At 38.6% G+C, this 26971-nt stretch carries 19 protein-coding genes; 1 reads left to right on the top strand and 18 read right to left on the bottom strand.

Features of this window, described 5'->3' with window-relative positions; genetic code table 11:
- Positions 1-10: 10 nt before the first annotated feature.
- The 18 genes from Q4534_RS05635 to Q4534_RS05550 all read right to left on the bottom strand — a co-directional run bounded on the left by Q4534_RS05635 (position 11) and on the right by Q4534_RS05550 (position 25554).
- Positions 11-1315, bottom strand: coding sequence for an ATP-binding protein (locus Q4534_RS05635; protein ID WP_303612193.1), 1305 nt, complete (start codon positions 1313-1315; stop codon positions 11-13).
- A 26-nt stretch (positions 1316-1341) separates the two neighbouring features.
- Positions 1342-2229 carry a lipopolysaccharide assembly protein LapB gene (locus Q4534_RS05630; protein ID WP_303612192.1) on the bottom strand — a complete coding sequence of 296 codons (888 nt, stop codon included), beginning with the start codon at positions 2227-2229 and terminating at the stop codon, positions 1342-1344.
- 9 nt (positions 2230-2238) lie between these two features.
- Positions 2239-5706 (bottom strand): DUF4157 domain-containing protein, encoded by a 3468-nt coding sequence (locus tag Q4534_RS05625; protein ID WP_303612191.1) that lies wholly within the window; start codon positions 5704-5706, stop codon positions 2239-2241.
- Between the two features lie 64 nt (positions 5707-5770).
- Complete coding sequence (locus Q4534_RS05620) at positions 5771-7612, bottom strand: DUF4157 domain-containing protein (RefSeq protein ID WP_303612190.1); 1842 nt, start codon at positions 7610-7612, stop codon at positions 5771-5773.
- Positions 7613-7623: 11 nt separating this feature from the next.
- Positions 7624-9102, bottom strand: coding sequence for a contractile injection system tape measure protein (locus Q4534_RS05615; RefSeq protein WP_303612189.1), 1479 nt, complete (start codon positions 9100-9102; stop codon positions 7624-7626).
- A gap of 263 nt (positions 9103-9365) precedes the next feature.
- Complete coding sequence (locus Q4534_RS05610; RefSeq protein WP_303612188.1) at positions 9366-12002, bottom strand: hypothetical protein; 2637 nt, start codon at positions 12000-12002, stop codon at positions 9366-9368.
- Between the two features lie 11 nt (positions 12003-12013).
- Complete coding sequence (locus Q4534_RS05605; protein ID WP_303612187.1) at positions 12014-14698, bottom strand: hypothetical protein; 2685 nt, start codon at positions 14696-14698, stop codon at positions 12014-12016.
- A 3-nt stretch (positions 14699-14701) separates the two neighbouring features.
- Complete coding sequence (locus Q4534_RS05600) at positions 14702-17833, bottom strand: baseplate J/gp47 family protein (RefSeq protein WP_303612186.1); 3132 nt, start codon at positions 17831-17833, stop codon at positions 14702-14704.
- Between the two features lie 65 nt (positions 17834-17898).
- Positions 17899-18309: a GPW/gp25 family protein gene (locus Q4534_RS05595; RefSeq protein WP_303612185.1), complete on the bottom strand. Its 411-nt coding sequence runs from the start codon at positions 18307-18309 to the stop codon at positions 17899-17901.
- Between the two features lie 13 nt (positions 18310-18322).
- Positions 18323-18616, bottom strand: a complete 294-nt coding sequence (locus tag Q4534_RS05590; RefSeq protein ID WP_303612184.1) for a PAAR domain-containing protein — start codon at positions 18614-18616, stop codon at positions 18323-18325.
- Positions 18617-18623: 7 nt separating this feature from the next.
- Positions 18624-20345 (bottom strand): type VI secretion system tip protein VgrG, encoded by a 1722-nt coding sequence (gene vgrG, locus Q4534_RS05585; protein ID WP_303612183.1) that lies wholly within the window; start codon positions 20343-20345, stop codon positions 18624-18626.
- Positions 20346-20360: 15 nt separating this feature from the next.
- Entirely contained in the window at positions 20361-21053 is a 693-nt protein-coding gene (locus Q4534_RS05580) for a LysM peptidoglycan-binding domain-containing protein (RefSeq protein WP_303612182.1), read from the bottom strand.
- A gap of 5 nt (positions 21054-21058) precedes the next feature.
- Positions 21059-21208, bottom strand: a complete 150-nt coding sequence (locus Q4534_RS05575) for a DUF5908 family protein (protein WP_303612181.1) — start codon at positions 21206-21208, stop codon at positions 21059-21061.
- Positions 21208-21648, bottom strand: coding sequence for a phage tail protein (locus Q4534_RS05570; RefSeq protein ID WP_303612180.1), 441 nt, complete (start codon positions 21646-21648; stop codon positions 21208-21210). The genes Q4534_RS05575 and Q4534_RS05570 overlap by 1 nt, the downstream gene beginning before the upstream one ends.
- Before the next feature lie 2 nt (positions 21649-21650).
- Positions 21651-22079 carry a phage tail protein gene (locus Q4534_RS05565; RefSeq protein WP_303612179.1) on the bottom strand — a complete coding sequence of 143 codons (429 nt, stop codon included), beginning with the start codon at positions 22077-22079 and terminating at the stop codon, positions 21651-21653.
- 33 nt (positions 22080-22112) lie between these two features.
- Complete coding sequence (locus tag Q4534_RS05560) at positions 22113-24086, bottom strand: phage tail sheath C-terminal domain-containing protein (protein WP_303612178.1); 1974 nt, start codon at positions 24084-24086, stop codon at positions 22113-22115.
- Positions 24087-24097: 11 nt separating this feature from the next.
- Entirely contained in the window at positions 24098-24955 is an 858-nt protein-coding gene (locus tag Q4534_RS05555) for a hypothetical protein (protein WP_303612177.1), read from the bottom strand.
- Positions 24956-24957: 2 nt separating this feature from the next.
- Positions 24958-25554, bottom strand: a complete 597-nt coding sequence (locus Q4534_RS05550) for a DUF4255 domain-containing protein (protein ID WP_303612176.1) — start codon at positions 25552-25554, stop codon at positions 24958-24960.
- 828 nt (positions 25555-26382) lie between these two features.
- On the opposite strand from Q4534_RS05550, the gene Q4534_RS05545 reads away from it, so the two are divergent.
- Entirely contained in the window at positions 26383-26970 is a 588-nt protein-coding gene (locus Q4534_RS05545) for an NAD(P)H-dependent oxidoreductase (protein WP_303612175.1), read from the top strand.
- Position 26971: the final 1 nt, after the last annotated feature.

The raw sequence follows: 26971 nt of genomic DNA, 5'->3' as shown, positions 1-26971 counted from the left end.
GAAATGGAAATCAGTGGATCTTACCTTCCTTCTGAATTTCATATCGAATACATTGGATCAATAAGTCTTCATTGATTTGACTTTGTTTTCCTGCCAAAGTCTTTAATCCCAATTGTTGAATTATATTGACAATATTGGCACCGGTCAATTGGTATTTTCGTGCCAAATCTTCTATTACTATTTTTTCATCAAGCTTTACCGTTTTCGGCAAATACTGCTTCCATAAAGCCAACCTTTCAGCTACACCGGGAGGCTCAAAGTCAATTATCGTCTGAAACCTTCTAATAAAAGCAGTATCTAAATTACTTTTATAATTGGATGCAAGAATTACCATTTCAGGGTAAGCTTCTATTCTTTGAAGCAAATAAGCTACTTCTTGATTGGAGTGCTTGTCTTTTGCATCTTTTAGGTTGGTTCTTTTTCCGAAAAGTGCATCAGCTTCATCGAAAAACAAGATCCATCCTTTACCGGATGCTTTTTGAAAAAGCCTGGAAAGATTTTTTTCTGTTTCTCCAATGTATTTTGAAACCACCAAAGATAAGTCTACCCTGTACACTTCTTTACCGGTATATTTCCCTAATAAACCTGATGCAAGAGTTTTTCCTGTGCCCGGAGGGCCAAAAAACATAACCCTATAACCTGGTTTTACACTTTTTTTCAAACCCCATTCTTCCATAAGCCGATCATTATAAGTCAGCCAGTCTTCCAATGCCCTAATTTGGATTAGTGTTTTTTCAGACAAAACCAAGTCCTCCCAGTCTAGGTCGGTTTGAATCCTTTCTGCAGGAAAATTGGGGCTGGGTTTTGGAGGCCTAATGCTTTCCATTAAAATTTTATCTGCAAATTCCGGATCAGGATACAAAGGGGCAGCATAAAATGGTTCTTCTTCAGCTGCCTCTCCAAGAATAATATGCCCCTCCTTTAATAATCTGGAATCTCTGAATATTGAAAAATATTTCTTTCTGGAGTCAGGGTCACTCCCTGCCAGAAGATACATGAGGGTTTCTCCTGTAGGAATAATTCCCCTATGGTATTTTGTTTTATAGCCTCCAAACTCCGGTAGAGAAGTCCCTTCGGGAAAGTAGTCCTGAACCATTTTACTCAAAAATCCAGGGTCGATATAGGGTACCATCGCCAATGATAACAGCAACAACTCCTGGTTCTTTATATCGAGTGCTTTGATTGTTTTTCCTAGATAGTCATTCGAATCAAAGAACAAATCCAGATTTGGCTTTGCCAGTGTTTCCGTTTTCCCAAGTTCATGGTCCATTCTGCTCTTGATCACCTTTTCCAAAAAAATCAACAATTGTTTCATAAATCTTTAGAAATACCTACTGTTTATCAATTTTGTTTTTGTCGGGCAGAATTAATTTGATTCAATTGAGACTTGTAATACAAGGCCTTTTCAAAATTCGGAGCAAAATTCAATGCTTTGTTGAGATAGCCTGAAGCTGCTTCAAAATCTCCTTTACTCAAATATACTACAGCTAAATCTGTTAATATGGCTGGGTTTTCTGGGGCCAACCGTTCATTTTTCATCAATTGATCCAATCCATCTTCCACATTCCCCATACCGAGGTAAGTCATGGCCAAATAATGTCGATAACTGGTATTGTCCGGCTCCTCAGCTAATGCTGATTTAAATGCTTTAAGGGCCAACCCGAAATTTTTTAACTGCATTTCGCATTGTCCCGCTAAAAACCATAGCTTAGCTTCTTTGCTATTCAAATCCATGGTATTCAATAATTGGATGGCTCTTTCCCAAGCCTGCTTCTTCATATAAACCTTTACCAGATGAATCTTATACTGTTCGTTTGGATTGGAAGCTATGATGTTTTGCCATATTTGAACCGCTTGATCCAATTTATTAATATGTGTAGCCAACTTGGCCATGCCAATTTTTGCATTTTCATGTTCAGGAAACCGCTCACTGGCTTCAAAATACTTTTTCCATGCCAACTCAAAATCACCTTTCATGGACAAGGCATTTCCTAAATTAACCAAGAAATGAGGCTTGACGGTTATTTTTATTGCTTTTTCAAAAAAGCTTATGGCTTTGTCGATGGATTTTTGCTGCTGATAATAAAGTCCCATATTATTTAATAGGGAGGTATTTTTCGGGTCTATAGCGTAGGCTTTAAGGTAACATTCCTCTGCCTTACCAAAAGATTGATTTAAAAAATGTCTGGCCCCCTCATTGTTCAAGGCAATTGCCTTCTCTTTTTCCATAATACTCATTTAATCGAATAAATCGTTTTTTATATCTCGTGCAAGTCCTTTTCCCATATTTACAATATCTAAGTCAGGGTAAATCACTTCAATATCATCAAAAGACATATCAAAAGGTTCTCCTTCACGATAATTGACGGGAAACACCAATCCAAATTGTATATCAGGACCCCATTCAAAACCGGCCAAGTTATGCCGCCATGTTTCGGATACAGACAAAAGTCCTACACCGAGACTTGCTCTGGCAAAGGCATTTACCTCAAAGATAAACTTAGGATTTACAGTAATCCTTCCGGTTGCATCTAGTGACAAGCCGGTTTGCGGTCCCCAATTTAAATCTACTTCAGCTGCCGCTTCTCCTTCCAAACCTAATTCCCCGGTTAACTCTATACCTCCTGTCAAGCTAGCTATGGCTACACTTACTCCCAATCCCAAGTCTCCTCTTAAGGTAAGTCCTGCATCTGCAGGAATGCCAAACTCCCCATGACCGCTGATGGTAGTTTCATCCTCCCTTTCAGGATTATAGGTGATTTCAGCTGATATTTCTCTGAGCTCTCCCGGTCCAAATCCTGCGGTAAAATCCAAACCACCTCCAATTTGAGCTACCAAACCTATACTTCGTGGACCTATGGGAATGGCAAACAAAGGAATTTCTATGGTTGGCGCCCTAAACAAATTCCTATTGAATTCTTTTCTTGGGAAAACTTCATAACTTTCTGAAGCCAGCCTGGCTGTTACCTCTATTTCCCCATTGGGAAGTAACCTTACTCCTGCAGTTGCAGCGAGCCATGGGGTAAGTTGTAAGGTAAGCTCCCCTCCACCATACACCCGCATGGTCTCATCCGGATCACCTGTTGGTTGACCATCTTCACCAATGGCTCGGTTGGTGGCTCCCACTTCTATTGTTCCACTCAGCATACCTCGGCTATAGGCAGCTGAGCCTTCTATGGTTAGCGCACCATTTTCATAGGTTACGGTCAGTGTGGATGAAATTCCCGGTATATCCGGATTAGCGGTTCCGGTAACCATTATTTCATAATTCTCCGCTCCTGCAGGTTTGGCAACACTGGCAGCAACATTTCCTCCGGTAATCCCCGGTATATCACTATTTAAGTCAAAATCTCCACTGAAAGAAAAACCGTCCTCTCCAAAATTGAAAGCCATATTACCCCGTTCTACCCCCGGAACATCCAATTCCGCTTCACCTGTTGCAGAGAAATTGTTTTCACTGTAACTGGCCGTAATGGTTGCGGATTTGATACCCCTTAATTTGCCTTCCGGAATTCCTATTTCTCCACCTATGGTCCAAATATTTTCCTTGTATTCCATATTGATCTCCGCCGGATCAAATAATTCAGAATCAAAATTAAATGCCCCCTCAAGTTCAAACCCTGAAGCAGTAGATGCCGTAGCGCTAATATGACCTTCACCTACCTGATTGATGGCAAAATTTGTTTGGCCGGTCAATCCTAAGCCATTTCTGGAACTTGCAAAAATTGTCAATGAACTATCACTGATCTCAAAAGGAGCCGGAACATTGATTTCTTCAATGGCAAAGGTTTTTGATACCCGAATTTCTCCATTGGAAATAAATAGTTCAATAGGGCTGCCTTCGAAAATGGGAATACTGGGAAGTATCTGCCCGTAGGCCTCTATACCTGTAGGCAATAAATCCAACTCAAGGATTTCCACGGGACTTGCCTTCTTAATACGCAATCCATACAAACCTGACTTAATGGATTGTTTGGTAAGGTATCCCGCATACTTTGAGCCGGGGTAGCGTTTAACTGGAAAAACTTTGTCTTCGGGCCATGGAGCCCATGTTTTATCAGATGAGGGTATGTTTACTGAGATGCTGCCAAGATTTTCTGTGTTTTCAACATTTTCACCTTCTGTAACAAACTGCTTGGCAGTAATTCTGAAGGGTTTTCCCAACCAGTTTTTCTCAGAAGACCTAACAGGGCTGCCCTCTCCTGTCCATACAAACTTTTTGCTTATTCCTCCCGATTCATTGGGAAAGATACGCACCTCCCCTTCACTACCTATATCTGCTAAATTGCCTACTTCTATGGGCTCTAAATGATCTCCACTTTCAATTTGATTTTTGGTCCAAAATTCGTTTTCGGTGGCGTTTCCATCTCCTCCTGCTAAAGCATCTGCCTGATTAAAAACCAAGGTGTAATTATTTTTAAAGGTGGCATCCCCACCGGGATATTGAGCCCCATGTCTTTCTCTAAAAGTATTGAGTTTTTCAGTAATTTGACCTTTAATTACAGAACCACTAGAAGTGTTTTTGCTGGCATCCAACAATTCCATGTTATCGAGAGTATTGGGCCAAGTTGCAGTGTTCCAGTTGGCCAACTGTAGCTCCACAATATGGTCCACATGAAAATTCCTATAACTTTTATCTTTCCCCCAACCTGGAGTAGTTAATTCTTTTGAAATAACATCTATCCCACCGATAAAAGTTGGCTTTACACCACGACCATTGGTTTTTGCTTTAAAAACATGAGTAGTATCTGACGTAGGGGGTGTTTTATGATGTTCTTCATAAAGCGTATTTAACTTCGTCGTTATATTTGCCGTGCTAATTTCTTCCCTCCAAACCCCATCCCTTTGGTTCGTATTGCCTCGTAAATAATTGTTTTTCCTTTTAAGCGGTGCCTTGCTACTAAACAATGTTCCCCTATGGTCTTGCAACTTAAAGCCCGGGATTGGTATTTTGTCAAAGGTAATGGTCTTGGCACTTTCGTCGAGAATTCCGGTTTCTTCTTCCATTTCTGGAGCTGCTTCCTCTTCTCCTTCTTTTTGGATCGTACTATTTTGTATCGCGGGACTACTTCCTTGCTGAATTGTATGGGTCAATTCATGTGCTAAAAGGTGCTGTCCAGAATTTTCCCTAGGTTTGTATTGGTTGTCATTGAAATAAATATCATTACCATGGGTAAAGGCATGTGCGCCTATGTCTTGGCTCATCTGTACTGCCTGGCTGTCTGTGTGTACCCTAACCTCATTAAAGTCTGCACCAAAGGATTGCTCCATACCCGATAGGGTTTCTTGATCCATTGCTTCCCCCCCGGAATTTTGATTAAGTTGCTGTTCAAAACCCGGTGGAATACCTGTCTCTGTTTCCTTTTTCATTTGTACAGATTCTTCGGCTCCCTCCTCTTCAGCCTCCAAAGAAAGTTGATCTTCACCTTCTTCATTCGTTTGTAAGTCAGGGTTGCTCGTGCTTTTCTGTACCAAAGGTGTCAGCCCCTCAGCAATAGACTGGGTTTGGATGTCTTCTTCTGTTTGGGATTGAACATTTTCTTCTTGCGTTTTTTCTTGTACCACTTTATCTGCCATGGCATCAGCTTCTTGCTCATACTGATCACCGGGCTGTCCAACCGTTAATTTGGCCTGAAAAAATCGGTCAGACTGGTTTTGTGAGGAATGCCCTCGATTAAGTTTGGATTTGGAACTAAAGTGGCTCATACAACTGCTTGCATCAATTCATTTTTTGACTACATTTCAAGAATTATTCATAACCATTTTCATCCTAAGTACTGCCATGCGGACATGAAGACCAATTGTTTGCTTTTGCATGCTTTCGAATTTTATTAATCATCGGCATTACAATTTTTTTCCCTTCTCTATATGCAGGACCGGTACCCTTCGGGTCTCCATGGTCATCTTTTATAACATTAATAAAATTTTCTATCCAGGCTATTTCTGTTTCAAAAACTGCATCTTCAAACCTTTTATCCATTCTCAGCATCACTTCAGCCACCTTTTCATTGAACACCAAATTATTTTTTGGAAAAGCCAAATCAATTATCGCCTTTTCTAAAGGTTTCAAAACGACAGGTGAAATCAAAGTCTCACGCATTTTAGAGGCATGAACTCTTTCATGGGCTAAAATAGCATCCTCCATATACCAATCTACATAAGAAAGCGCATTACTGTTTAAATCCTTGATCTGATCGCAATAATTATCTTCTGTGGTGTTTCCTCCCGGCCCTGTGACTTCCTTCATTCCCGGAAGCAAACCTATTTGAACTGAATAATGACCTGTTAATCCGGTAATTATAGGGTGCCACATCGCCCCATCATCTACCAATTTTAATCTAACCTCAATATTTTCAGGAAATACTCTCCCCATATCTACGGGGCTTAAAGTATTTGAAGGAATTGCTCCGGCTTGCGCTATTACATTATTTAAGTTGATTTTAGTATCAATGGTAATCGGTAGTTCAGGGTCGGCAACATCCACTCTTCTGTCAAGTTTATCAAGGTAACTAATCGTATGCCTACCAACAATTCCATCCACAGTCAAACCCATATCTGCTTGAAAAGCTTTTACCGCTCTGCTAGTTTCCCCACCGAAAGAGCCATCTGCACCATATTTTGGTAAACGATAATCTAAACCAATTAAAGCGTATTGCAATAGCATTACTTCTTTTCCACTAGAGCCGATTTTCAAGACTGTATAATTGTCATATATATCTTCAAGTAGTTCAATGGTGGAAAACCTACTTGTTGGATGAAAATCATGCCCATCATTTAATTTGGGTTGTACAGTTTTTTTGGTTTTTCCTTTCTGCTGTATGGTATGCGTAAGCTCATGGGCCAATAAGTGTTTTCCTGCTTTGGTTTCCGGTTGGTATTGTCCCTGACCAAAAAACAAGTCATAACCATGGGTAAAGGCTTTGGCATGAATCTTTTTACACATCATTTGTGCTTTTTGACCCGTGTGAATTCTAACCTTACTAAAATCAGCATCAAAACTATTCTCCATCTTTTGTTTGACATCAGGCACTAGGGCCATGCCTTTACCCTTTTCTTGAAAAAGTGTACTTTCTATGCTATCGGCCTGACTTTGGCCTCTTTTAATTTCCTTTGATCCATCTTCTTTGGCCTGAATGCCTTCTTCCTCGTTTTTTGCTTGAAGAGGTTCCTCCTCTTCCGTTTTGGACTGAACAGCTTCCTCCTCTTCAGACATTTGTTGAACCGCCTCTTCTTCTTCGCTTGACGCACTTACCTGTTCCTCTTCCTCTGCTTTTTGCAAACTATCTTCTATTTTGGATTGAACAGCTTCTTCCTCTTCTGCCTTCTGTACCGGTTCTTCTTCCGAATTCGCTTGTTTTTTTATTTCTTCCTCGGCATTTTCTTTCATGCTTACCTTATCTTCAGCATCTTCCTTACTCTGTACCGGATCCGCTGATTCTTTCTCTTCAGTTGCTCTTTGTAGGAAGGGGTCAAAAAAATGATCATTGATTGCATTGGGAACTAATGCTTCTTTTTTATCCGATTGCCGACGAAAAAAACCATTGCTTTCTTTGCTTTGAAATGCAGGACTCATCAAACCTACGGATGACTTTCTAAAACCATGTCTTTTCATAAGGATGTTTGTTACCAGTTTACAAACAAATGTCTTTTTTGCCAGGGGAGTTTTACCAAGGATATATTCCAGGGAATACTGTCCAATAAAACATCTTGGGCTTTTCTATCCACAAATAAGTGATTGGAATGCGCTTCAATCACCAATTTACCGTTTCTATTAATAAACTCGTTTCTAATTGTATCCAAGCCTGTATTGCCCAACCTAGTCCAGTTTTCTTTCAAGGCTCCCAAGAGTTTATCCGTCTTTTCTTTTATTTCATTGGAGATTTCCACCTCCCTTGCTATAGTTGTGCCTTGGCTTAAGCCAATCAGGTATTTTTCGAAAACAAATTCAAAATCAAAGGCTTTTTCCTCCTTAGTAGATAGAAAATGCAAGGCGTGAACTGCCAAATCTGCATCAACTATTTTTTCATTTTCATCCATCAATTGGCAATCCATAAAAAATGCCTTTAAAAAGGGATGTAGTAAAATAAGACCTGCATTGTTTATATAGTAGGTCTCTAAAGAATCCTCGGAAATAATCTCCCTTTCCTTTTTCATAATCGATAATTCATCGGCTAATCCCTTATTTCCTTCTAAAAATTCATACACTAAAGGAGAAACTTTATTTCTTCCTTTAATATCATCAAATTTTATGACTTCTCTGAAGATTTTCTCTACTATTTTTCTTTCTGAGGTACTGACTTCTGAATGGCAAACTTGAAATATTATATCTTCTCTAACATTCATTACTTTTTTCAAGCTTAAACCTATAATGAACCTAAATAAAACAACCATTTGGTTATTCCCTAGTCGTGCTATAATTTGATCATATTGATATTTTTCTATCAGAGCACTATTCTCTATGATCATCCATATTAATTCACTTATATCATCATTTGAATATTGACTAAATAGCCTATTCAGAAATGATTTTTGTTGAAATTTTTTAAGCAATCCTTCCCTATCTATAGATTTACTTAATAAGGTGCTAATTTTTTCCCAAGTGAAATATTCTCTTGCTTGCCTTATAGAATACCACCAAGGAAGGTTGCCATGTTCCAAAAAATAGACCCACGACTTCAAAGTGTTTTCAACTGAATTTAAAGCCAAGCTTGATTTATTGCCATCTTTTGAAATAGAATCCTGAGCCCAATTACTTGGAACAAATGCACCTTTCTTTTCTCTTCCATTAAAGTCATTTATGGCTGTTGTTGAAATTGCTTTTGATATTGCTCTTTTAAATTGATTTATAAATGCTTGCTGAACAAAATTAGGGTCTGAAAAATCCTCTTCCATAAGTTCCAAAGAGATACTTATCTCAGGAATCTGTATGGAAGCATAATGCAACTCCTTTTCCAATTCATCAAGATATTTGGCAACAGAGGGAATGATATAGTCCTCAATAAAAGTGTCTATATTTTTTTCTATAGACCTGGCATTCTCCACTGATTTGGAATAAATATCGACAGAAATTTTTTCAATAAAATGGTCGTCGATTTCCTTCATATATTTTTTTTATTTCAATTTATTTATTATATTTCTACTCGCTAAGTCGCAAGACAAAGTTAATTTTACTGGCAATAAGTATGGAATAGGAAGCAGTCGATTAAGTCAAAATGTTTAGAAGTTTGCGTTCGTTACGTGTTGTTTACATCACTTTTGAGTCGCTTATACTACTAGATTAGAGATTAAAGTTTGTGGAATAGGAAAGAAGCCCATAAAGGACCAATCATCATCCGGAATTTGTATGATTGGTCCTTTTTCATGCCTTAGAGTTTGAGCTTGGTAATGGTATCAATGGTACGCGGTTGGTTTCTAACAGCTGGAACCTCTATATAAACATCTACTAACTCAGTGAAAGGACTAAGGGTTGTGATCATTCTTCCCCTATCTATCTCTCTAGCTAAAACCACTACAAGTGAGGCTTTTGTTGCTTGGTCTTTTTTGTGAAGGCTACTCCTCAAGTTTAAAAATCTAAAAATGGTATCGTTGGTATTGGTAGAATTTTTATATTCATTGATCATTTCAATGCTGGCCCAACTTCCATTTACCCAATCACCAGTTAGGTAAAGATCGTGAGGGATTTGTGAAGCCTCCAGACTTCCCTGCACCCTATTAATAATTCTGGAAACAGAATTGGGAAGATCTTCTATACTTTGTGGAATCCTTGGTTTATTATCTCCGGTAAACCTAGGATCAGTCATCAAATCATCAATCAAATCATACCATTGTTTCCATTTTCCGGTGTAGACACCATAATCATCATCTTTTTCTACTGGAGCAAATTCGCTTTGCAATTGCACGTATGTGCTTTCTCTATATTTTTTTAATTCTTCACAACGGATTGAATCAATCCTATAGGTCCTATCCGATTTCACCATGCCATCTTGAGTATAGGTATAGGAAGGAGAGTTTATACTTAAGGTGTTGTCCGAAAAACTCACCCTGAATTCATCATCAAATGGACGGGTGATAATAAACCGCTTTAAGGATTCATCAAAATCAAACACCACTCCCTTAGGAAACCTTTCATTCAAGGCTTCAGTAATGGCATGCATTCTCCTTTTGTATATTTGTTCAAATGGAATTTCAAGGGTTACTGCCCCTGTGATTAAGGGGTTCTCATTGATGGTGTAGCTGTTGACAACCAAACGATAACTTTTGGGCTGAATACCAAACCTCCTTACAGATCCTTTTATACTTCTAGACAAATTGTTGAGGTATTTTAAAGAACTAATCCAAGGATAACTACAACTTGCAACCTTGATGTGGCTGGCTCCAATCAGTCCGCTTTCGTCCACTACACGGTAAGGTAATGAAAGGTCAGCAAAAACTTTGTTATCTTGACTCAGCAATATATAAGTACCTGCTTTTGGAACCCCTCCAGTAGAAGAACAAGAAGGGTGATCCTTAAAAAGCTTTTTAAGCTCTTTCTGATTCACAGATAGATCAAAATGATAGACTTTGAACTCCAATCCAAACTGGCTTATCATCGAATCAATGGCTTGATAGGTATTCTCCCCTTCTGTGCCCAAATGTCCTCCAATCAAATAGCTGTCCACACCATCATACTCTAGTAGCAATGGGTTGTTTCCCATTCCATAATAAAAGCTAATGAGCTCAGAAGCTGATCCCCAACTGCGAATTAAATCCTCATTGTTGACATAGTAAAATGGGATCGAAGGGAAAATGGCATTGTGTTTTCGCTTACCATTCGGAATAATCCTCAAGCCTTGATCTGTTTTTATTTCAAAAGATCTTAAAAGTGCTATCACCTTTTTGATTAAGGATTTGATTTTTATTTTTCCCTGTTCAAAACTGCCCAATGCAGGAGATTTATAAAAATCATGGCGAAAACCTGTTCCATCCAATTTCCCTAATTGAAGATGCTTGGGAAATGGGGTAATTTTTGGATTGGGCCAAAAATCGAATTCTTTTATTTCCTTTACTAACTCATTGTAGGTAGCCACAAGGTCTTTGACCAACTGATACCGGTATTGAAAGAAGCTATAACCCTCTGAGGGACTATTAAAAAGCGCTTCGATCCTTTCATTATATATTTCGATTAAGTTTATTGTATCTTCATCTTGTTCTATGATTGACCCAAAGCCTTCCTCAATTGCCTGAAGCCCTTTACCCAATTCTTCTAATGTGTTACCATTCTCTAAGGCGACCCAATATAATTTATCAATTTGGGATAAATCTATTGAATTTTGACCATTGTGAACCACCTTCATCAAATGAATTGGTGCCAATTCTCCGTAGAGTTCCTTATTTGCTAAATCCTTAGATAGGATCTCATCTTGGTTTATCAGTCTTTGAATGCTATCATCCTCTAGCATTAAAAAACGCAATTTAGAAATTTGCTCAATTCCTTGGTTATCACAATTGATATCACCGCAAATATCCTCTCCTTTTGGATAACTTTCCAGATAGGCCAAAACATTCAAGTCCTCCCAGTTTTCCAATTCTGACAATGGCTGTGCATCAACATCGTCCTCATTGCAAAACTCCCAAATGGATAATTGCTCCTCATCTGCATAGAAATAAGGAGAGTACTTTGCTTTATCGTCAGTAAACACTCTAAAATGAGTGAATGAAAGTTCGTCTATTGAAATTGTATTTTCTTTGGGTTGCTCTTCCGAAAGTTGTTTGTGAAGGACAATTAAATCGCCATCAGTGGTTATCCCCACTCCTTGGCTGACTATAAATTGATCCCCGGTTTCAGCTACCCCTTTGGAAATGGTTAAACCATGAATGATGCCCACGCCAGTCAGTGTCACCCGCGTCAGCCTATTTTGATCTTCAAAATAAGCAATGGTCTCATTTAGCTGGGTATGCGTAAGCACCTGATCAGCCTTATAATTTCTATATTGGTAGGTTACGGAACTTAGTTTATTTGACATGGCCTACGGGATTAAATGGTTCCTAAATTAGATCTTCCTAAAATTATTGTATCCCTCATTGCATTACTTTCATCTTCATCCTCACAGTTATACAATGTGCCTGTAGGGTAAATGGAATGCAATTCGGATAATATTTTTATAAATTCTTCGTGGTATTGGAAATCTCCAACTGTAAGGCCGGAGAGAAAATTTTTATAGGCTTGCTCGAAGGGACTCATTTGGTCTTCCTGTTCTAAGTCGCCTGTATTGGCTCTTCCTATCCAGCAGATTTTGGCTAAAATGTGTGCAGGCAATTCTTCCCTGATAATATTTTCGAGAAAATCCCTAAAATCCCTATCAGCAAACCTAAAGGAATTGCCCGGTAGTACGATGGTGACTCTATAAGAATAGGGATCTAGACAATTTCCTTGTCCACAATCATCTTTGCAAAAAGGAAGAAAATGCTGATTGTTGAGATCTTCTTCATTAAAGTCAGGCCTTAACAAAATATTTTCAACCACAAACATTCCCTCATCATCCATATGCTCAACCATAAAAGATTTAAAGCTCAACAGTGCATTTTTGAAATTTTGAAAAGTAAAGAACTTCTGTTGGCTTGCAATAATAAAATCCGGGCTATCTTGATTAACTATATCCGGATCAGATATCCCGAATGAAAATCTACCGGAAGCTGAAATACTCACCTGAAAACAAGCGAATTGGAAATTTTCCTCCGGAACATCTTCAAATTGATCAAGGGATGTGTTAATCATTTCGGGAGATACGGCGTTGACTTGCTGAATCACCAAGTAAATATCCTTATGGGCAGCAGTTCTTCCTTGGTAGAATTTATTGGAGCTTAATATAATATTATTATTCAGGTCATAAATTCTCCATTTAAAACCCGCCTCACCTTCTGAGTTGGATGTTGGGAAAATCTCCACAAAAGACTTGGAAAGGTTTTTTCGGAAATAATTCTTTATCCCCACCAATAAAGCAACCCTTTTCTCAAAACCTGACACGTTGGAGCTATTCCATAAATTTTTTGCAGATTGCCTAAAATAATTCATGGCTGTGGCCCGCTCAGCACTAATATTGCCATACTCTTTTAGGAAATAAGACTTGGTTTCCAACACCTGTTCATCCACTCCAGAGCCGTAGATTTTTTTCATTAAAAATGCATAGTCAGAAAATTTCTCACCAAAACGGGCCAAAAGATGATCTTTGAGTTGTTGACTTCTTTTGTTTCGCTCATCAAAGGGAGCCATCAAGTCTTCATATAAGTTGCCACTATCATAAAACTCTCCTAAAAATGTCTGATGGTCTCCAATATCTGCAATTCTAGCAGTAAAATAAGTCCTTTCTCGGGTTTCAAAAACAGACAATAAGCTTTTAACCTGACCGAGATGCTTAAAATAACTGACCAAAATTTGATCAAAAAAGGTCAAGTAAGCCTTCAATTGGTTGGCTTTTTCCTGGCGTCCCATTCCTTTGGCACTTTCAGGGATACCAAGTGGACCTACACCATATACTTCGGGAAAATCATTCCTTATACTGGTATATTCTTCAAGGGAGTGATCATAAGGTTCAGGTAAGGCAAAACCTTTCTCCTTGATCCCATATTGTTCTTCTCTAAATTGGTCAACTAGTACTTTTTTGTAATTTGAAACAGCCTCCTGATTAACATTAAGTGGCAATAACCCCTTGTAAAAGTTAAACTTACTTTTATCACATAAAATAGGTTTTCTACCTTCCGGAATTTCTATTACCCAGCCATTACCGGAAAGGGATTCATCACAATGGTTAATACTTAAATCCTTAATGGATTCCACTCCTTCAATATCCATAATCAATTGGATAATATCAGATTGGCTAATTGTATTTCTAAGTTTGGCAGCCTGCATTTCTTGTGGATCCAAATAGCCGTGTTTCAAATAGGGGCCCTCCAAAATTTCATCAGCAGAATACCCTTTATCCAGCATTTTTTCAAAAGAGTAAAAATGAAGATTGGGGGAAAAATATTGTTCAATATTCCATTCAATTGTTGCAGCAATTAACTCTTCATTTGCATCAGGGGCCAAATCCATAATGGCGCAAACCTGGATTGGATGCGCCTCAACAGGAATTACTTCCACTAAGTCTTCACATAAATTTCTATTCTGATGATAAGCCCGCATCACATTTTTTCTAATTTGATCAAATGAAATTTCATCAGAGGCATCTACTAATATCTTATGGAGTCCTTTTAACTCAAATGACTTTTTATCCTTATCCGGAATCCCCTGCCAAATAACAGGTTCATAAGCCATCTTTACGTTTTTGCAATCCATAAAAACTTCTTTCTTATAAGGCTCAACCCAACTATTTTTGACACCCTCAATGTCCATAAATAGCATCCTGTAATCCAACTCAGTCAATGCCTTGCATGGCAATACATCCGAGGCCATATGAAAATGCCTTTTAAGGTAGTTTGACTTTTCCTCTCCCAACAGTAAGTCTTCCACAGGCAGGGAAAGCCTATAGCCCAGATCAGTTATGGCATAGGCTAGAATTTCTAATATTGTAATACCAGGATCATGGGTATTGTAATCCGTCCAAAGTTTATTGCCCAATCTTTGAATAACTTTAATTCCTTCTTCCTTTAGAAAATGAAAGTCTTGGTCATCTTGTGAATGAACTTCTTTTGAAATGGGACGATATGTGTTTTGATCCATCATTTATCAATTACTAAGGGGGGCATAAACGGAAATATCATGAGATTTTGCAGCCACCAATACATGTTTGGGACTACTTGGAAGAATATCATTGCCCATCTCTACATTGTTTCTAAATATTCTGGGTTCTTGGATAAAATCCACATAACTCAATTTTTCAATAAAGTATACCAAGCTACTTTTATTGAAATGACTGTTAAAATCTATAGCTAGTTTTTCTCCACTTGTCCATGGTGAAAGGTAATTTATGATATCCTCCTCTAACTCATTCATAAAGAATGCTTTATCTACTCCCGGGTTAAAGGTTACTTGAAGCCTAATTCTTACCTCTTCATACAGTGGATTAACCACTTTAATTGCAAGCCTTGGTGCAGCTTTCTCTTTTAAGAAGCTTGTGATTTCATTTAACTTGGCAGCGCTAAATGTTGGTTGAAAAATGTCATATACATTTTTGTTCAAGGTATCAGGGATAACCAAAACCATCACATGACCCGGAGACAAAAAGGAGGTTGGACAAGTATGGTTGAGACACTTGACTTTATATACCTCAGGGAAGGCTTGCAATACCAGGTGCTCCATATCCCAAAGTGAAACAGCTCTGTTTTTGTGCCGCAGCCTTTCACTCGCTCTGATATAAAATTCATTGTCTTTTTCTGTTGCCTTACCTCCAAAGGAATTGAAAGGTTGGGTTACCCCCTTAATTCCTGCCTTTCTCGCGATCATTTTGGTAATGCTTTGGGCAGGCAGTCCCTCCTTTAAATGACTCAAATCATTGTCATTGTCAACCAAAACTACTTCAATGGCTTGGGAAAAAATCCCTAGTACACGACTGGTAGCATTATATGCTTTTGTTGAACTTACCTTTATCCATATCAATGCATTGTCCATTCTTTGGTGGGAGGAAAAAGCTTCTTCCGGTAAGGAAAAAGTGATGATGCCTGATTTAAGCAAGTTATCTGTCTGATCAGAAACAATATGTTCCCTTTCTAGCTCCAGCCAATAATTGCCAGCTAGAACGGACCACTTTAATCCTTCATTATCATCTGGGTTATTTAGGGAGGGGTTTTCACTTCCTTCCAGTACCTGAATCAGTAAAGAAAGTTGCTCTAATGGAGCCAAGCCTGAAATGCCAATAAACATTTCACCTGCCGTTGAGGGAAAAGGAAAGGCATACAACTCATTGTCAGGTGTGTGAGCCAAGGCTGTTTTTGTACTTTTACTTTCCTTATACCACCCAAAATCATCCCTTACAAAAAATTGTAAATCCAATTCATCGGAATTGCTTAAATTAAAAAGATCCTCTGTCTCGTACTCCACCTGAAGGTTTTCCAATAACGGGATATACGGTTCATTTGGAATCGGCGTTTCAGGTTGATCACTAGACATTGCCAAGGCATAAATTCTAGGATACATTTCCGAGAGGAAAGACTGCAGCAAGGTTATCTTAATGCCTTCCCTAAGCTCCAATCGGGAGTTTCCTCCTTCGGGTAAAATATCAAAACTGGTTTTGAAACCTTCACTATCAGTTTCAAACAAAACTTCTTCGGGTAACTTTGTTTCCCATCCTTGATCTTCCTTTAAGGAAAGACTTGCTTTAAAGTGATTATTCCCTTTTACAATAAGGTTATTCGGATCCGGATTTACTATAATTGTATTGTCTAATAAAGGAGCTCTAAAACCTGTGGGCTGCAATAAAAATGATTTAATGGGTTGAGCTAAACTTGCCTTGGCCACAAAATGTTGCGAAAAGTAATTGTCTTTACTCAGGTATTGGCTGCCCATGTCTCTGTATCCGTAATACCAGTCTTTGAAGTCTTCAGGTGTATTGGCCCATTTCCCTTTAAGAGTAACTTTTTTAGGGTTTTTCTTTTCCCATTCGGAATACTTGATGTAGAAACTGCTCCCTTTTTTAGGAATACTTCCAAAGGGTTGAAAAGGTTTTTCGGGGTTTAAGACACCTAAATCTGACTCAATAATTGGTGTATTGATATTACCATAGGTGGTTTGAATGGTAAGGTTTTGAATGGGTGTCTCTCCTATTCCTTTTATCCATTGAAAGGCTTTGGTAGAATTGCAAGTTATGTCAAACCATATCAATGGAGCTCCTTTACCTTTAATATCACCATGAATTTTCTCTTGTTGATCCACAATTGCAGGTTGAGATTTACCCACAAAAAGGACAATTGTAAGTTGCTTTCCTGATATACTGGATTTAAAATTGCTTTTTTCCGGGTGATCACTTGGAGAAAGTGCAACCCACCCTTTATCACCAGTATATTCAACAGAGAAAAGTTGGTGGATATCATGAGCGGTACCGGAAAATGGCAGGTTCTTTTTAAAAGTAAATGAAAAACTTAAATACTTATCTGAGTCAGCTGAAGACCACAAAGAGGTGACCGATACTCCAAATCCAAATGAAGCATCCTGCAATTCAGGGTAATTTGAATTAGCCAAGGGGTGACCAAAAGGCCACCATCCTTGGTTGTCATCTTTAAATGCCTCCCCCCTTCCATCAAGAGAATCGGCAACCTGACTCACTTTAATTTTTTTTCGGCCGGAGTCAATGAATCTATTTTTTATCTGAATTACTTGAGCAAGATTTGGAATAAAATCATATTCCAAGCTATAGGTACGTTTTTTCCCGGTGGCATCCACACCTCCATCGAATGTTGTGCTTTTGGTCAAAATAGGCTTTGCACCTTTACCCCTTTCTATTACAAGAAATGCTGCATCAGGCACAGCAGGTAATTTAGAGAATCGCAATACTTTTTTATAATAAAAGTCCAAGTGCCTTTTCGTTATATTATTCAGGCTGTGATTGGAATTTTCTAAAAGCTTCAAAAAAGCTATCAGCAAGGTTAACTGGGGCTTTAAGATTCCCTCTTTTTCAAAACCTTCAAGTCTTTCATGAATCGAGTCAATCAACTTATTATAGGCAATACTTCCTTTTTCAGGCAAGGTTTCTTCCAATTGCAAATCATCGAAAAACAGTTGCCAATTGTCTATGGTGACCTTTGAGGTGTCAGCCGGAAAAAAAGGAATATATCTAGCGAAATTATTGGCAAAGAGCAACCAGTCACCTAACTCCAGATCCATTAATTTTAAAGTTGATGGATCCAAAGCAGGATTTATTCTCATTGCTTGCGAGGTGCCTTTCCTCCACAAGACTTTTAATATGTTCAGATTATCTGGCTGCATATTTACTATATCGATGTTCCTTCATTCAAGTAATAAGGATAAACCATATTCATTCTGGAATTGGTACTTCTAACCAAATAGTTTAACTTGATCAACACCTTTCCTGAAACCAATTCTTCTTCAAGGATTTCAATTTTTTCAACTTCTATTCTTGGTTCATGGTATAAAATGGCCGTCCGAATCAGCTCTGATATATAGGTTATGGTTGTTCGGTTTAAATTTTCAAACTGCAACTCTTCCAATTGGCAGCCATACTTAGGCTGCATTACTCTTTCACCCAAGCGAGTTGACAATAGGATCCATAAGCTTTCCTGTATATCTATCAGACCTGTACTCATCTTCACAGAGGCTGAATCTTTTTCAAAAACTGGTGGGAAACTCCAACCTTTCCCTAAAAAATCTAAATCATCTTCCATAACCATATCCTTTTTAACCTATAAGTACAGTAGGCAATCCTGCCACAATAGACCCGCCATGGCTGGTGCTATCTCCCATTCTGGCTGCTGGCATTCCACCAATTAAAACTGTAGATGAACCTGCTACAATGCTATCCGGTGGACCGGAACAAGTAGCCATATCCCCTACCCTTGCCGCAGGCATTCCACCAATCAATACGGTGGGTTCTCCCGGTGGTAATATAGGTCCTCCCACATGAGGGACTCCTCCGGGGTTTACCATCGGGCAAACATGCATATCTGTAATTCTTGCTGCAGGTAATCCCATACTATTTTCAATTTATTTGTATCAATGATCCTTTAACGGTAGTGGTACCACTACTTGAAAGTGTGGCAGCTACACTGCCTTCAGCTTTTAATTCGGCTTGGGATTTAATATTTATGTTGACACCTTCCAAATTAATGTCACCCGTACTCTTGATGGTCATATCCGATCCACTCTCCATCACTATGCCCTCACCATTCATGGTAATGGAATTTCCATGATCATCCGTAATGGTAATGGCATCCCCATCCTCATCCAACACAATTTTTTTTCCTGCGGGAGTCTCTATCTCCATTTTGTTCAACTCATCATCAAACATCACCTTCATTCCTGACCTGGAAACATATCCTTTTTGATGGTTGTCATCCGAAAGCTCCAAATGACTGGGATGGCTGCTGCTGTTCAACATGCCAAGAACCACTCCTTGATTGGGGTCTTCATTGATAAAGCCTACAATTACCTCATCACCAATTTCAGGTCGAAAAGCAAAACCTCTTTCATTGCCTGCATCCAAAGAGCTCAACCTGCACCACACTCCCTGCTCTTCTTCATTGATCACAGGAAACTTTACCATGATTCTGTCTTCACCATCAGGGTCACCTTCCAATTGAGAAACTATCCCCACTTGCAAACCTTTTACCGCTGCCAATAGCCCCGAAGTAGGTTGGGTGTGTATAGAAAATTGCTCCGTAAACCATTCAGGGTCCATCCCAAATTGCACGTCCATTGTCCAATTTCCATCCGCAATCTGGTGCCTAATTCCGGAAACATAGGCATCTCCGGAAAACCGGTTACCGACCCCATTTAGGGATAAACACTGACCCGGAACAGGCTCAGAATTTCCTTGAATCTTTACTCTCCCTCTTGTTTTGGCAAGCTGCTGAAACATCCACTTGCTATCTGCCCAATCCTGTAAAAGGGCATCAGCAATTTTACCTCCATTTTTAAGATCCACAGGATCGAGACCCATCAAATCCGATAACTCATCAGGACTAAGGTTGCCATTGAGATTAAAGGCAGGGTTAGTCGCTTCAATTTTTATCATTTCATGGTCGGAAGGATTCCAACCAAAAGATGAAACTCCCGGAACCTGGTTCCTTCCATCCATTTCAGCATCAAACTCAAGAATATTATCTCCAAACTGTACAGACCTGACACTACTTTGGCCGGGATCAGGCTTAGCAACTTGAACTTTTCCATTTTCTACGTTTACCACCATACCATTGGCTTGGGCTCTTGCCACCAAAAAATCCCAATCGGTACACTGGTATTGTATTATCTCAGGGTGAGCATAATTGGTAGAATCGACAGCAGCTTCGAGTCCATTTCTGGTGATTAATTCCTCCATCAAGTCACTGTCTTTTGAATCATAGAAATAACCCGATTTGCGGTTTTTGGCCATTTTAAATGCCTGATCCTTACAGTCAATTTCCAAAATAGCACCTTGACTTCTAATCTTTATTTTGTGATTAATTATTATCCCTTTAAAAATGGTTACCACTTCACCATCATAACCCGCTAAAACCTCAATTTCATTGCCGGGTAACAAGGTCGATTCGTTACTAATAGGAAAATCACTTTTGGCCGGATCCCCATCTAAAACCACTATTTTGGCCATTGGAATCCTATTCAATTCTCGCTGAGTTGAAACATTCATTACCTGAACAGTATCAGGCAATTCATTTTGGGAAACATTAACAGTTAAGGAAACTATACTTCCGATATCTATCATCTTTATCTTATAATTTTATGCAGAACCTTGCTTTTCAATGGGAGGGAAATAAATGGCCTGCCCAGGCCTAAGGTTCCTGAAATTAACCAGTTTATTTACTCTCGCCACTTCTAAATAATACTTTGGATCTCCATAAATCCTTTGTGTCATCAAGGGCAAATTATCGCCTGCTTTGACAATTCTATAATGTGTTAAATCAGGAGAACTTCGGTTCTCTTTTGCTACCCTAAGGTCATCCTCAACAAAACCTTTAAACTTAGCCTTGGCTACCGCCCTCAAAGGTGTACCATCGGGTCTAAAAAGCTTGAACTCAACTGTCATTTCCAGCAAGCTGCCTTTAAATAAAAGACTACCCCAGGATATCATCACATAATTTGGCTTATGTTCCTCTCCATTGTAGTCAAGAACTACCTTCTTGAAATGTTCAATATCATCGATAATGCCATCTTCAGCTTTCTCTTTTCCTTTGACTATTCCTGTCCTATCAAATAGAAATTCTAAATCGAGTTCCTCAGGTAGCTTTTTACTAAATTTGATGGGAGCAGCGCTGGTTCCCGGGGCCTGATCCTCATTCTGTTCAATTTTGTACTGATAAGCATATTTTTCAGGATTCAGCAAGGTTGTAAACTCTCCATCGGCTACTTTATCACTGAATTCAGGATCGCTATAGGCGATCAACTTAAGCTTTTCTAATTTCCCTTCACTCATGACAATTACCTTTCTTTTTTAGATTTAAGGATTTCCATCACTTGTTCCACACATTCTGCCACTACTTTTTCTTTGTCCACACCTGCACCTTTTTTCGCCTTCCCTGCTTCTTCCACATGGAATTTGATATGCATTTCTTTAATATTGATTGCCATTAGTTGATTCTAGTAAAGTATTGGTAAGAGAATTCCATGCTTTCTATGGCCATTTTGCTCTCCATGGAATTGAAAGGTTCAATGGCCAATTTAACGGGAAAGGCATTGACCACATTCCATGTTACTAAAGGTTCATGTTTCTCATTTAACAAATCTATGGTAATGGTCTTGGTCTCAAAATTAAAATTCTCCATGGACTCTTTGAACCAGTCTGTCAACCCCGTTGAACCTGCCAGGCCTTTTTTTAAAATCAAATTGGAGTATTTGGTTTTTACAGGTAGTTTGTGCTTGAACCTGTTTTCTCCACCTTCTGCATATTCCTCTGTATCCATACTCACATCCAAGCCTGAGACAGATTGAAAATAAGTATCTTCTGTGTCCTCCAATCCCGCAATAGAGACTTTAAAATGAAAGCTTACATAGGGATAAGTATCAGCCATCGTTATTCATTTTGTATGCTAAGACCTTCATGCACCAATTCCATGGTTTGGATGGCTACTTCATTTCCATCTGCTTTTAAATCGGTGGATTGAATCTTGGTAGGCCAGGCATTTTTTACTTTCCATGTCACCACGGGCTCATGCTCTTCGTTTAGTAATTTTATGGTGATGTCTCTGCGCTCTATCTGATTCAAGCTGACCGTATTCCACCATTCATAAAACTCATTATCCCCGGCAAAAGTCCCACTTTTCAGTGTTATATTGCTGTATTTTTGAAGTCCCGGCATCTTTATTTTACTGTATTCCGGGCTAGCGCCATGCCTGTATTCAATGACTTCCGTTTCCACATCAAGACCAGAAACTTCCGTAAAACCTATTATTGTTCCTCCCCAATCAACGGAGAAATGAAACTTCGATAATGGATAACTCATGATTTTTTACATTTAAAGGGTTAAAACAAGTAATCAGGATTCCTGCATTTTGTGTGAAAATTTCAAAATGATAAATTCTGCAGGACGGACAACAGCCATGCCTATCTCTACAATCATTTTTCCTTCTAAAACATCCATAGCCGTCATGGTTTGACCCAATCCAACCCGGACATAAAAGGCCTGCTCAGGCTTGGCACCGGCCAATGCCCCGGCCCTCCACTGGAGGATTAGAAAGTTCTCAATCATGGCCCGAACTTTGACCCAAGTATTGGCGTCGTTGGGATCAAAAACGAATTGCTGGGTAGCATTTTTTACGGACTCTTCCACCATATTGAAAAACCTTGTCACAGAAACAAAACGCCATTCATTATCATTTCCGGCGAGTGTTCTGGCTCCCCAAACTAGGGTTCCTTTCCCCGTAAATGATCGTATAGCATTTATTGACTTTCCTGCAATGGTGTCTACATTCAACCTATCCTGCATATCATTTGTGATTTTTACTGAAGGCTTGACCACGTAATTCAAAGAGATATTGGCCGGAGCTTTCCATACCCCAATATTAGAATCCACTTTGGCGTAAACTCCTGCAATTAGAGAGGAAGGTGGTAAGATCACCTTAACTTTATTTATTTCTGCCTTAATCTTATTGTAAGTAGCACTGTCTATGGCTTCAACCTCACTAAGGGCCAATCCATTGAGTGCACCATCTGATTCCATATCCAGCTCCTCAATATCTAACATGGCGTCCAATATTGCAGGATCTATTAAATCCAATACTGATTGGAGCAATGCACTAACATCTGTACCGTTAAGCGCTGTATTTGCATCACCTGAAGCCTGCTTTACAGCAGTTCCGTCAATGTCTTGATTTAAAATCTCCAGATGCCCTTGAAGAGTGGCTATAAAGGCAGGAACATCTCCGGCTTCTTCGAGTTCGGCATTTAGGGCATCAGCTGCTTCAGTAGCTGCAGTGGCAAGGGTTTCATCTTGTTCTTGAGCCATAGCCGCTACATTATTGGTGTCTTCTACAATCTCAGCCATAAGGCCTACAAACTCATTCAATGCCTCCACAATTGCATTCAATGGATCAACAACCGTACTTTTATTGGTCACTGCTTCTTCATCTGTACCTCCTTGAATGGTGGAATCTGCAGCAGTTAATCCGGATACTTCTGTAGGTAAGTCTGTCATGATCCCCTCTGCTTCTACCAAGATATCATCCACCTCTTCTAAGATATCAGAAACTGGAGAAGCGTCTGTAATAAGGTGTGAGACCTCGGTTTGTTCCGGGTCATAACTGTAATTTAAAATGGTCTCTAAGTAAGGGAAATAAACAGCCCCATATTTCTTTTCTTCAATATCAGAAGTTATTAATTCTCTCACCCCTGACTCCAAAGAAATCTCTGTTTCCATATTATTGGTGTAAGTATCGATGATAGTAAACCTATCTCTCATTTTCCTACACAAAGCCATTGCATTGTTGTAAATGGCATAAAATTCTGCAGCTTCAGGAAGCGAGGTGGCGTCAGGAAATAATATTAAAGTTGGCTCATCTTCCTTTTCCAATTCCTGTAAACCTGTATTTAAAGCTGCCATGGTTACAGGGGTAACCGGGTCCGCATCATCATATATCCCCACTGAAATTATGTAACAAGGGCCTCCACCATTGGCAAAATAAGCCTGCATCGCATAATACATTAGAAAAGGCGATTTGTCCTCGGGTTCAGGGGCCTCCACCAAAATTGATTTCTCTCCGGCCTCTTCCGTTACCTGAACCTTCAGTCCTGTCTCCGGCTCCGGTCCACCAAAAAATGTCTCATATTCCAACAATGAAACAATGCGTTTAGGCTCCAAGTACAATGTCTCACTTGTGTCAGCCTCCTTTTCTCTAGCTTTTTCTGTGTAACCTATAAAAGCCGGAATTGCGGTTTCTACTTGGGCTACGGATGGGGGAAATTTTGATATTTCCTCAATGTATACACCTGGGGTTCTATAATTTGCTGCCATGGTTCAACCTGTTAAATATAAATTTCTGAATAATAATTGTTTTCATCTATTCTGATACGCTCAACACTTGGGTTGGGAAATTGTAATTCACTCAAATCATCATTGGGTTCATCAAAATCTGAATCCGATTGGATTTGAACGAAACCGTTCTTAGTCAGTGGTTTAAGAGAGTTGGTAGTTACACTGCTGTTATTCGCTTGTTGGTGATAGGTCCAATAAGTATTTCTATTATCAAAATTAATCTTGAAAACTGTTGGGTTAACTTTTAGGGTACCATTTACATTCGTAACATTTAAGTTCCCATTTTCTCCTTGCATATTTATCAAGAGGAGACCTTTTGCCTGTTTGCCTTCGTTAGGATTAACCCCCTCAGCAAAATAGGAATCAATACTTTCACGGGAAACTACAAAGGCATTTGAAAATACAGTGTTCTCACTTTCTATAGGCATTAAATCAAAATCCACTTCCTGAAAATGCTCAGGAATAAAATTTGACAATAAAATCTTCTCATTCGACATGGGACCAATGGCCGTATAGTTTTCAAAATAGGGATCCTTATATGAAATAAGAAAAGACAATACCAAATCCTGATCTAAACTGATAAAGCTATCTTGAACATTTTCTTCCATCACCCGAGAAAAAACAATTATCCCATCGTTGGTATTCCTTAATAGTAATTGAAATCTCTTGAAGTTTTTTAGGGTGGCTTGTGTGGGTGTTACCTTTAAGAAATCTTGCCAATTGTATTTTCTTAGATTGGTCTGTCTATCATTTTCATCTAAATCCTCAAAGGCCACCTCTCCACTATTTAGGTAGTAGGCATGATACACTTTTAGTAAAAACAATTTTTTATATTGGGCAGCTATCATGATCAGTTTTTCTTTTTGAGCTCAGAGTGCACACTTTCTATCAAAGGTCCTTCACTATGTATCAAATCTCGCTCTAAAGAAAGTATATTAAGTTGATATAAAACTGATGGCAGTTGTTTCCCTCCCAAGGTTCCCCATATGAAATTCATCTCTTCAAAAGTGGGGGTATATAGCTCTAAGGAGAAATCGAAATCTCCAACATTTTCCATTGCTTCCAACTCTCTATTGAATACCGTATTGTATTGATTAAATCTTTTCTTTCCTTGAAAAAATTTAATCACAGCAGATAGATCCCTTAAAGAGTTACTGTAAAGATTTCTATTGGCAGAGAAAAGTAGGAAAAGATGTAGGTTGATTACCCTATTTTTGTATTGCACCTTGCCATCGTTGAATCGTTGGTTAGGAAAGTTTTTTAATGCACCTTCCTCATGCAAATTCACAAGTGTCAAAACCATTTTGTCTCTCATGGCATCTGCTGCCTCTGTGGCACCTTCTGCCATGGCGATATTGTCTATCACCACATCTGAATTCTCCAGCCCTATCCCCTCAAAATAATGGTTAATCTGCTCTTTTAATATTTGAAAAACTTCAAAAATCATCAGTCAGTAAAAAAGAAGTGAAACAACAAGACAACAGGAATTAAAAAATTCCCCGATATGTCAGAACGAATTAATAATAGTTAGTTTAAAAGTATTCATTAAGGCTTTGGAAAAATATTGAATTAACCCAAACAAAGGTTAATTGTTACAGTTGGCTATCTCAAAACCTTATTTCTTAACTCTTCTCCAATTTGCGTGAATTTTATTATAATTCCAAACCATTAAGAGTAAAAATTATAATTAAAAAGATAGGTTTAAAGGCATAAAATATTATTATTTTCATTATAAATAGTAAATGTATAATAAAACCAACTCCGACAAATTAATTTTTACGATTCATTTTATTAATTGCCCTTTTTTCCAAGTGTCATTAGATTAGCGGCTATCCAATTTATTATAGTCTTAAGGATTCAATCTGGCTCAAGAAAACCCTAGGATGAACCATTCAAAAAACCAAAGTACAAGCCTTTTTGAAGACAATCATTTCTATCTATGAGGCAATTTGATCCTTCATTCATTTAATCTAGATTTGAAGCATGAATAAAATAGCAGCTCATTTAAATGCAAATACTCCTCCTTTACTGGTAAAGCTTTCCTATCTATGCGAAAAAATAACTAGCTTTGGCTATTGAAGACTTTCTTTCAGCCTAAAATGACTATTATCGGGTCTTAGATGGGCTCAGCAATAATTGATTTAAGCAAGCCTTATGTCAATCCTAATCTTGAAAGTTCGGTTACAATCAAAATCAGTCGATTGGCTTAGAAACTTTCACTGAATACTGTTATTTCAGTTGCCTAAAATGTTGTTTTTTTCTTATTTAAAAGAAGATGAAAAATATCCTGGTCCTAATGGCCCACCCCAAATTGGAGCATTCAAAAGTAATCGCTAACCTTTTGGCTTCCATTAGTGATTTGGAAAATGTTCAAATCACCGATCTTTATGAACGCTATCCGGATTTTAATATTGATGTTCAGCGTGAACAAGAAACCCTTTTCGGAGCTGACATTATCATTTGGATGCATCCATTGTATTGGTATGCAGCTCCGCCTCTTTTGAAGCACTGGATGGATTTGGTCTTGGAATACAATTGGGCGTATGGACACAATGGCATCTACCTCAAAGGAAAATACTTATTCAATGCCATCAGTACGGGAGGCTCTCCTGATGCATATAGTGACAAAGGTCACCATGGCTATCCCTTAAAGGAATTCCTACTCCCCTATAAGCAAACAGCAAACCTTTGTAACATGACTTATTTGCCACCATTTCACGTAGCAGGAACTCATAATATAAGCTTTCACAGTTTGCAAAAAGATGCCCTTGACTTCAAATCGCTTATCCTTCACCTAAGGGATAAGAAAGATTTAGAAAATTTACTAAAGCTTAATTTTTTAAACGACTTCAACCAACAGTAAC

The sequence above is a fragment of the Cyclobacterium sp. 1_MG-2023 genome (genome assembly GCF_030546805.1).
Classification (GTDB): domain Bacteria; phylum Bacteroidota; class Bacteroidia; order Cytophagales; family Cyclobacteriaceae; genus Cyclobacterium.
This window is presented reverse-complemented; position numbering and strand designations above follow the sequence as displayed.

Coding starts and splice junctions, on each gene's coding strand:
- Q4534_RS05615 (WP_303612189.1), bottom strand. CDS start 9,102: ATGAAGGAAATCGACGACCATTTTATTGAAAAAATTTCTGTCGATATT.
- Q4534_RS05620 (WP_303612190.1), bottom strand. CDS start 7,612: ATGAAAAGACATGGTTTTAGAAAGTCATCCGTAGGTTTGATGAGTCCT.
- Q4534_RS05550 (WP_303612176.1), bottom strand. CDS start 25,554: ATGATTTTTGAAGTTTTTCAAATATTAAAAGAGCAGATTAACCATTAT.
- Q4534_RS05575 (WP_303612181.1), bottom strand. CDS start 21,208: ATGGCAATCAATATTAAAGAAATGCATATCAAATTCCATGTGGAAGAA.
- Q4534_RS05570 (WP_303612180.1), bottom strand. CDS start 21,648: ATGGCTGATACTTATCCCTATGTAAGCTTTCATTTTAAAGTCTCTATT.
- Q4534_RS05605 (WP_303612187.1), bottom strand. CDS start 14,698: ATGATGGATCAAAACACATATCGTCCCATTTCAAAAGAAGTTCATTCA.
- Q4534_RS05595 (WP_303612185.1), bottom strand. CDS start 18,309: ATGGAAGATGATTTAGATTTTTTAGGGAAAGGTTGGAGTTTCCCACCA.
- Q4534_RS05625 (WP_303612191.1), bottom strand. CDS start 5,706: ATGAGCCACTTTAGTTCCAAATCCAAACTTAATCGAGGGCATTCCTCA.
- Q4534_RS05635 (WP_303612193.1), bottom strand. CDS start 1,315: ATGAAACAATTGTTGATTTTTTTGGAAAAGGTGATCAAGAGCAGAATG.
- Q4534_RS05580 (WP_303612182.1), bottom strand. CDS start 21,053: ATGAGTGAAGGGAAATTAGAAAAGCTTAAGTTGATCGCCTATAGCGAT.
- Q4534_RS05555 (WP_303612177.1), bottom strand. CDS start 24,955: ATGATAGCTGCCCAATATAAAAAATTGTTTTTACTAAAAGTGTATCAT.
- Q4534_RS05610 (WP_303612188.1), bottom strand. CDS start 12,002: ATGTCAAATAAACTAAGTTCCGTAACCTACCAATATAGAAATTATAAG.
- Q4534_RS05545 (WP_303612175.1), top strand. CDS start 26,383: ATGAAAAATATCCTGGTCCTAATGGCCCACCCCAAATTGGAGCATTCA.
- Q4534_RS05560 (WP_303612178.1), bottom strand. CDS start 24,086: ATGGCAGCAAATTATAGAACCCCAGGTGTATACATTGAGGAAATATCA.
- Q4534_RS05630 (WP_303612192.1), bottom strand. CDS start 2,229: ATGGAAAAAGAGAAGGCAATTGCCTTGAACAATGAGGGGGCCAGACAT.
- Q4534_RS05565 (WP_303612179.1), bottom strand. CDS start 22,079: ATGAGTTATCCATTATCGAAGTTTCATTTCTCCGTTGATTGGGGAGGA.
- vgrG (WP_303612183.1), bottom strand. CDS start 20,345: ATGATAGATATCGGAAGTATAGTTTCCTTAACTGTTAATGTTTCCCAA.
- Q4534_RS05590 (WP_303612184.1), bottom strand. CDS start 18,616: ATGGGATTACCTGCAGCAAGAATTACAGATATGCATGTTTGCCCGATG.
- Q4534_RS05600 (WP_303612186.1), bottom strand. CDS start 17,833: ATGAGAATAAATCCTGCTTTGGATCCATCAACTTTAAAATTAATGGAT.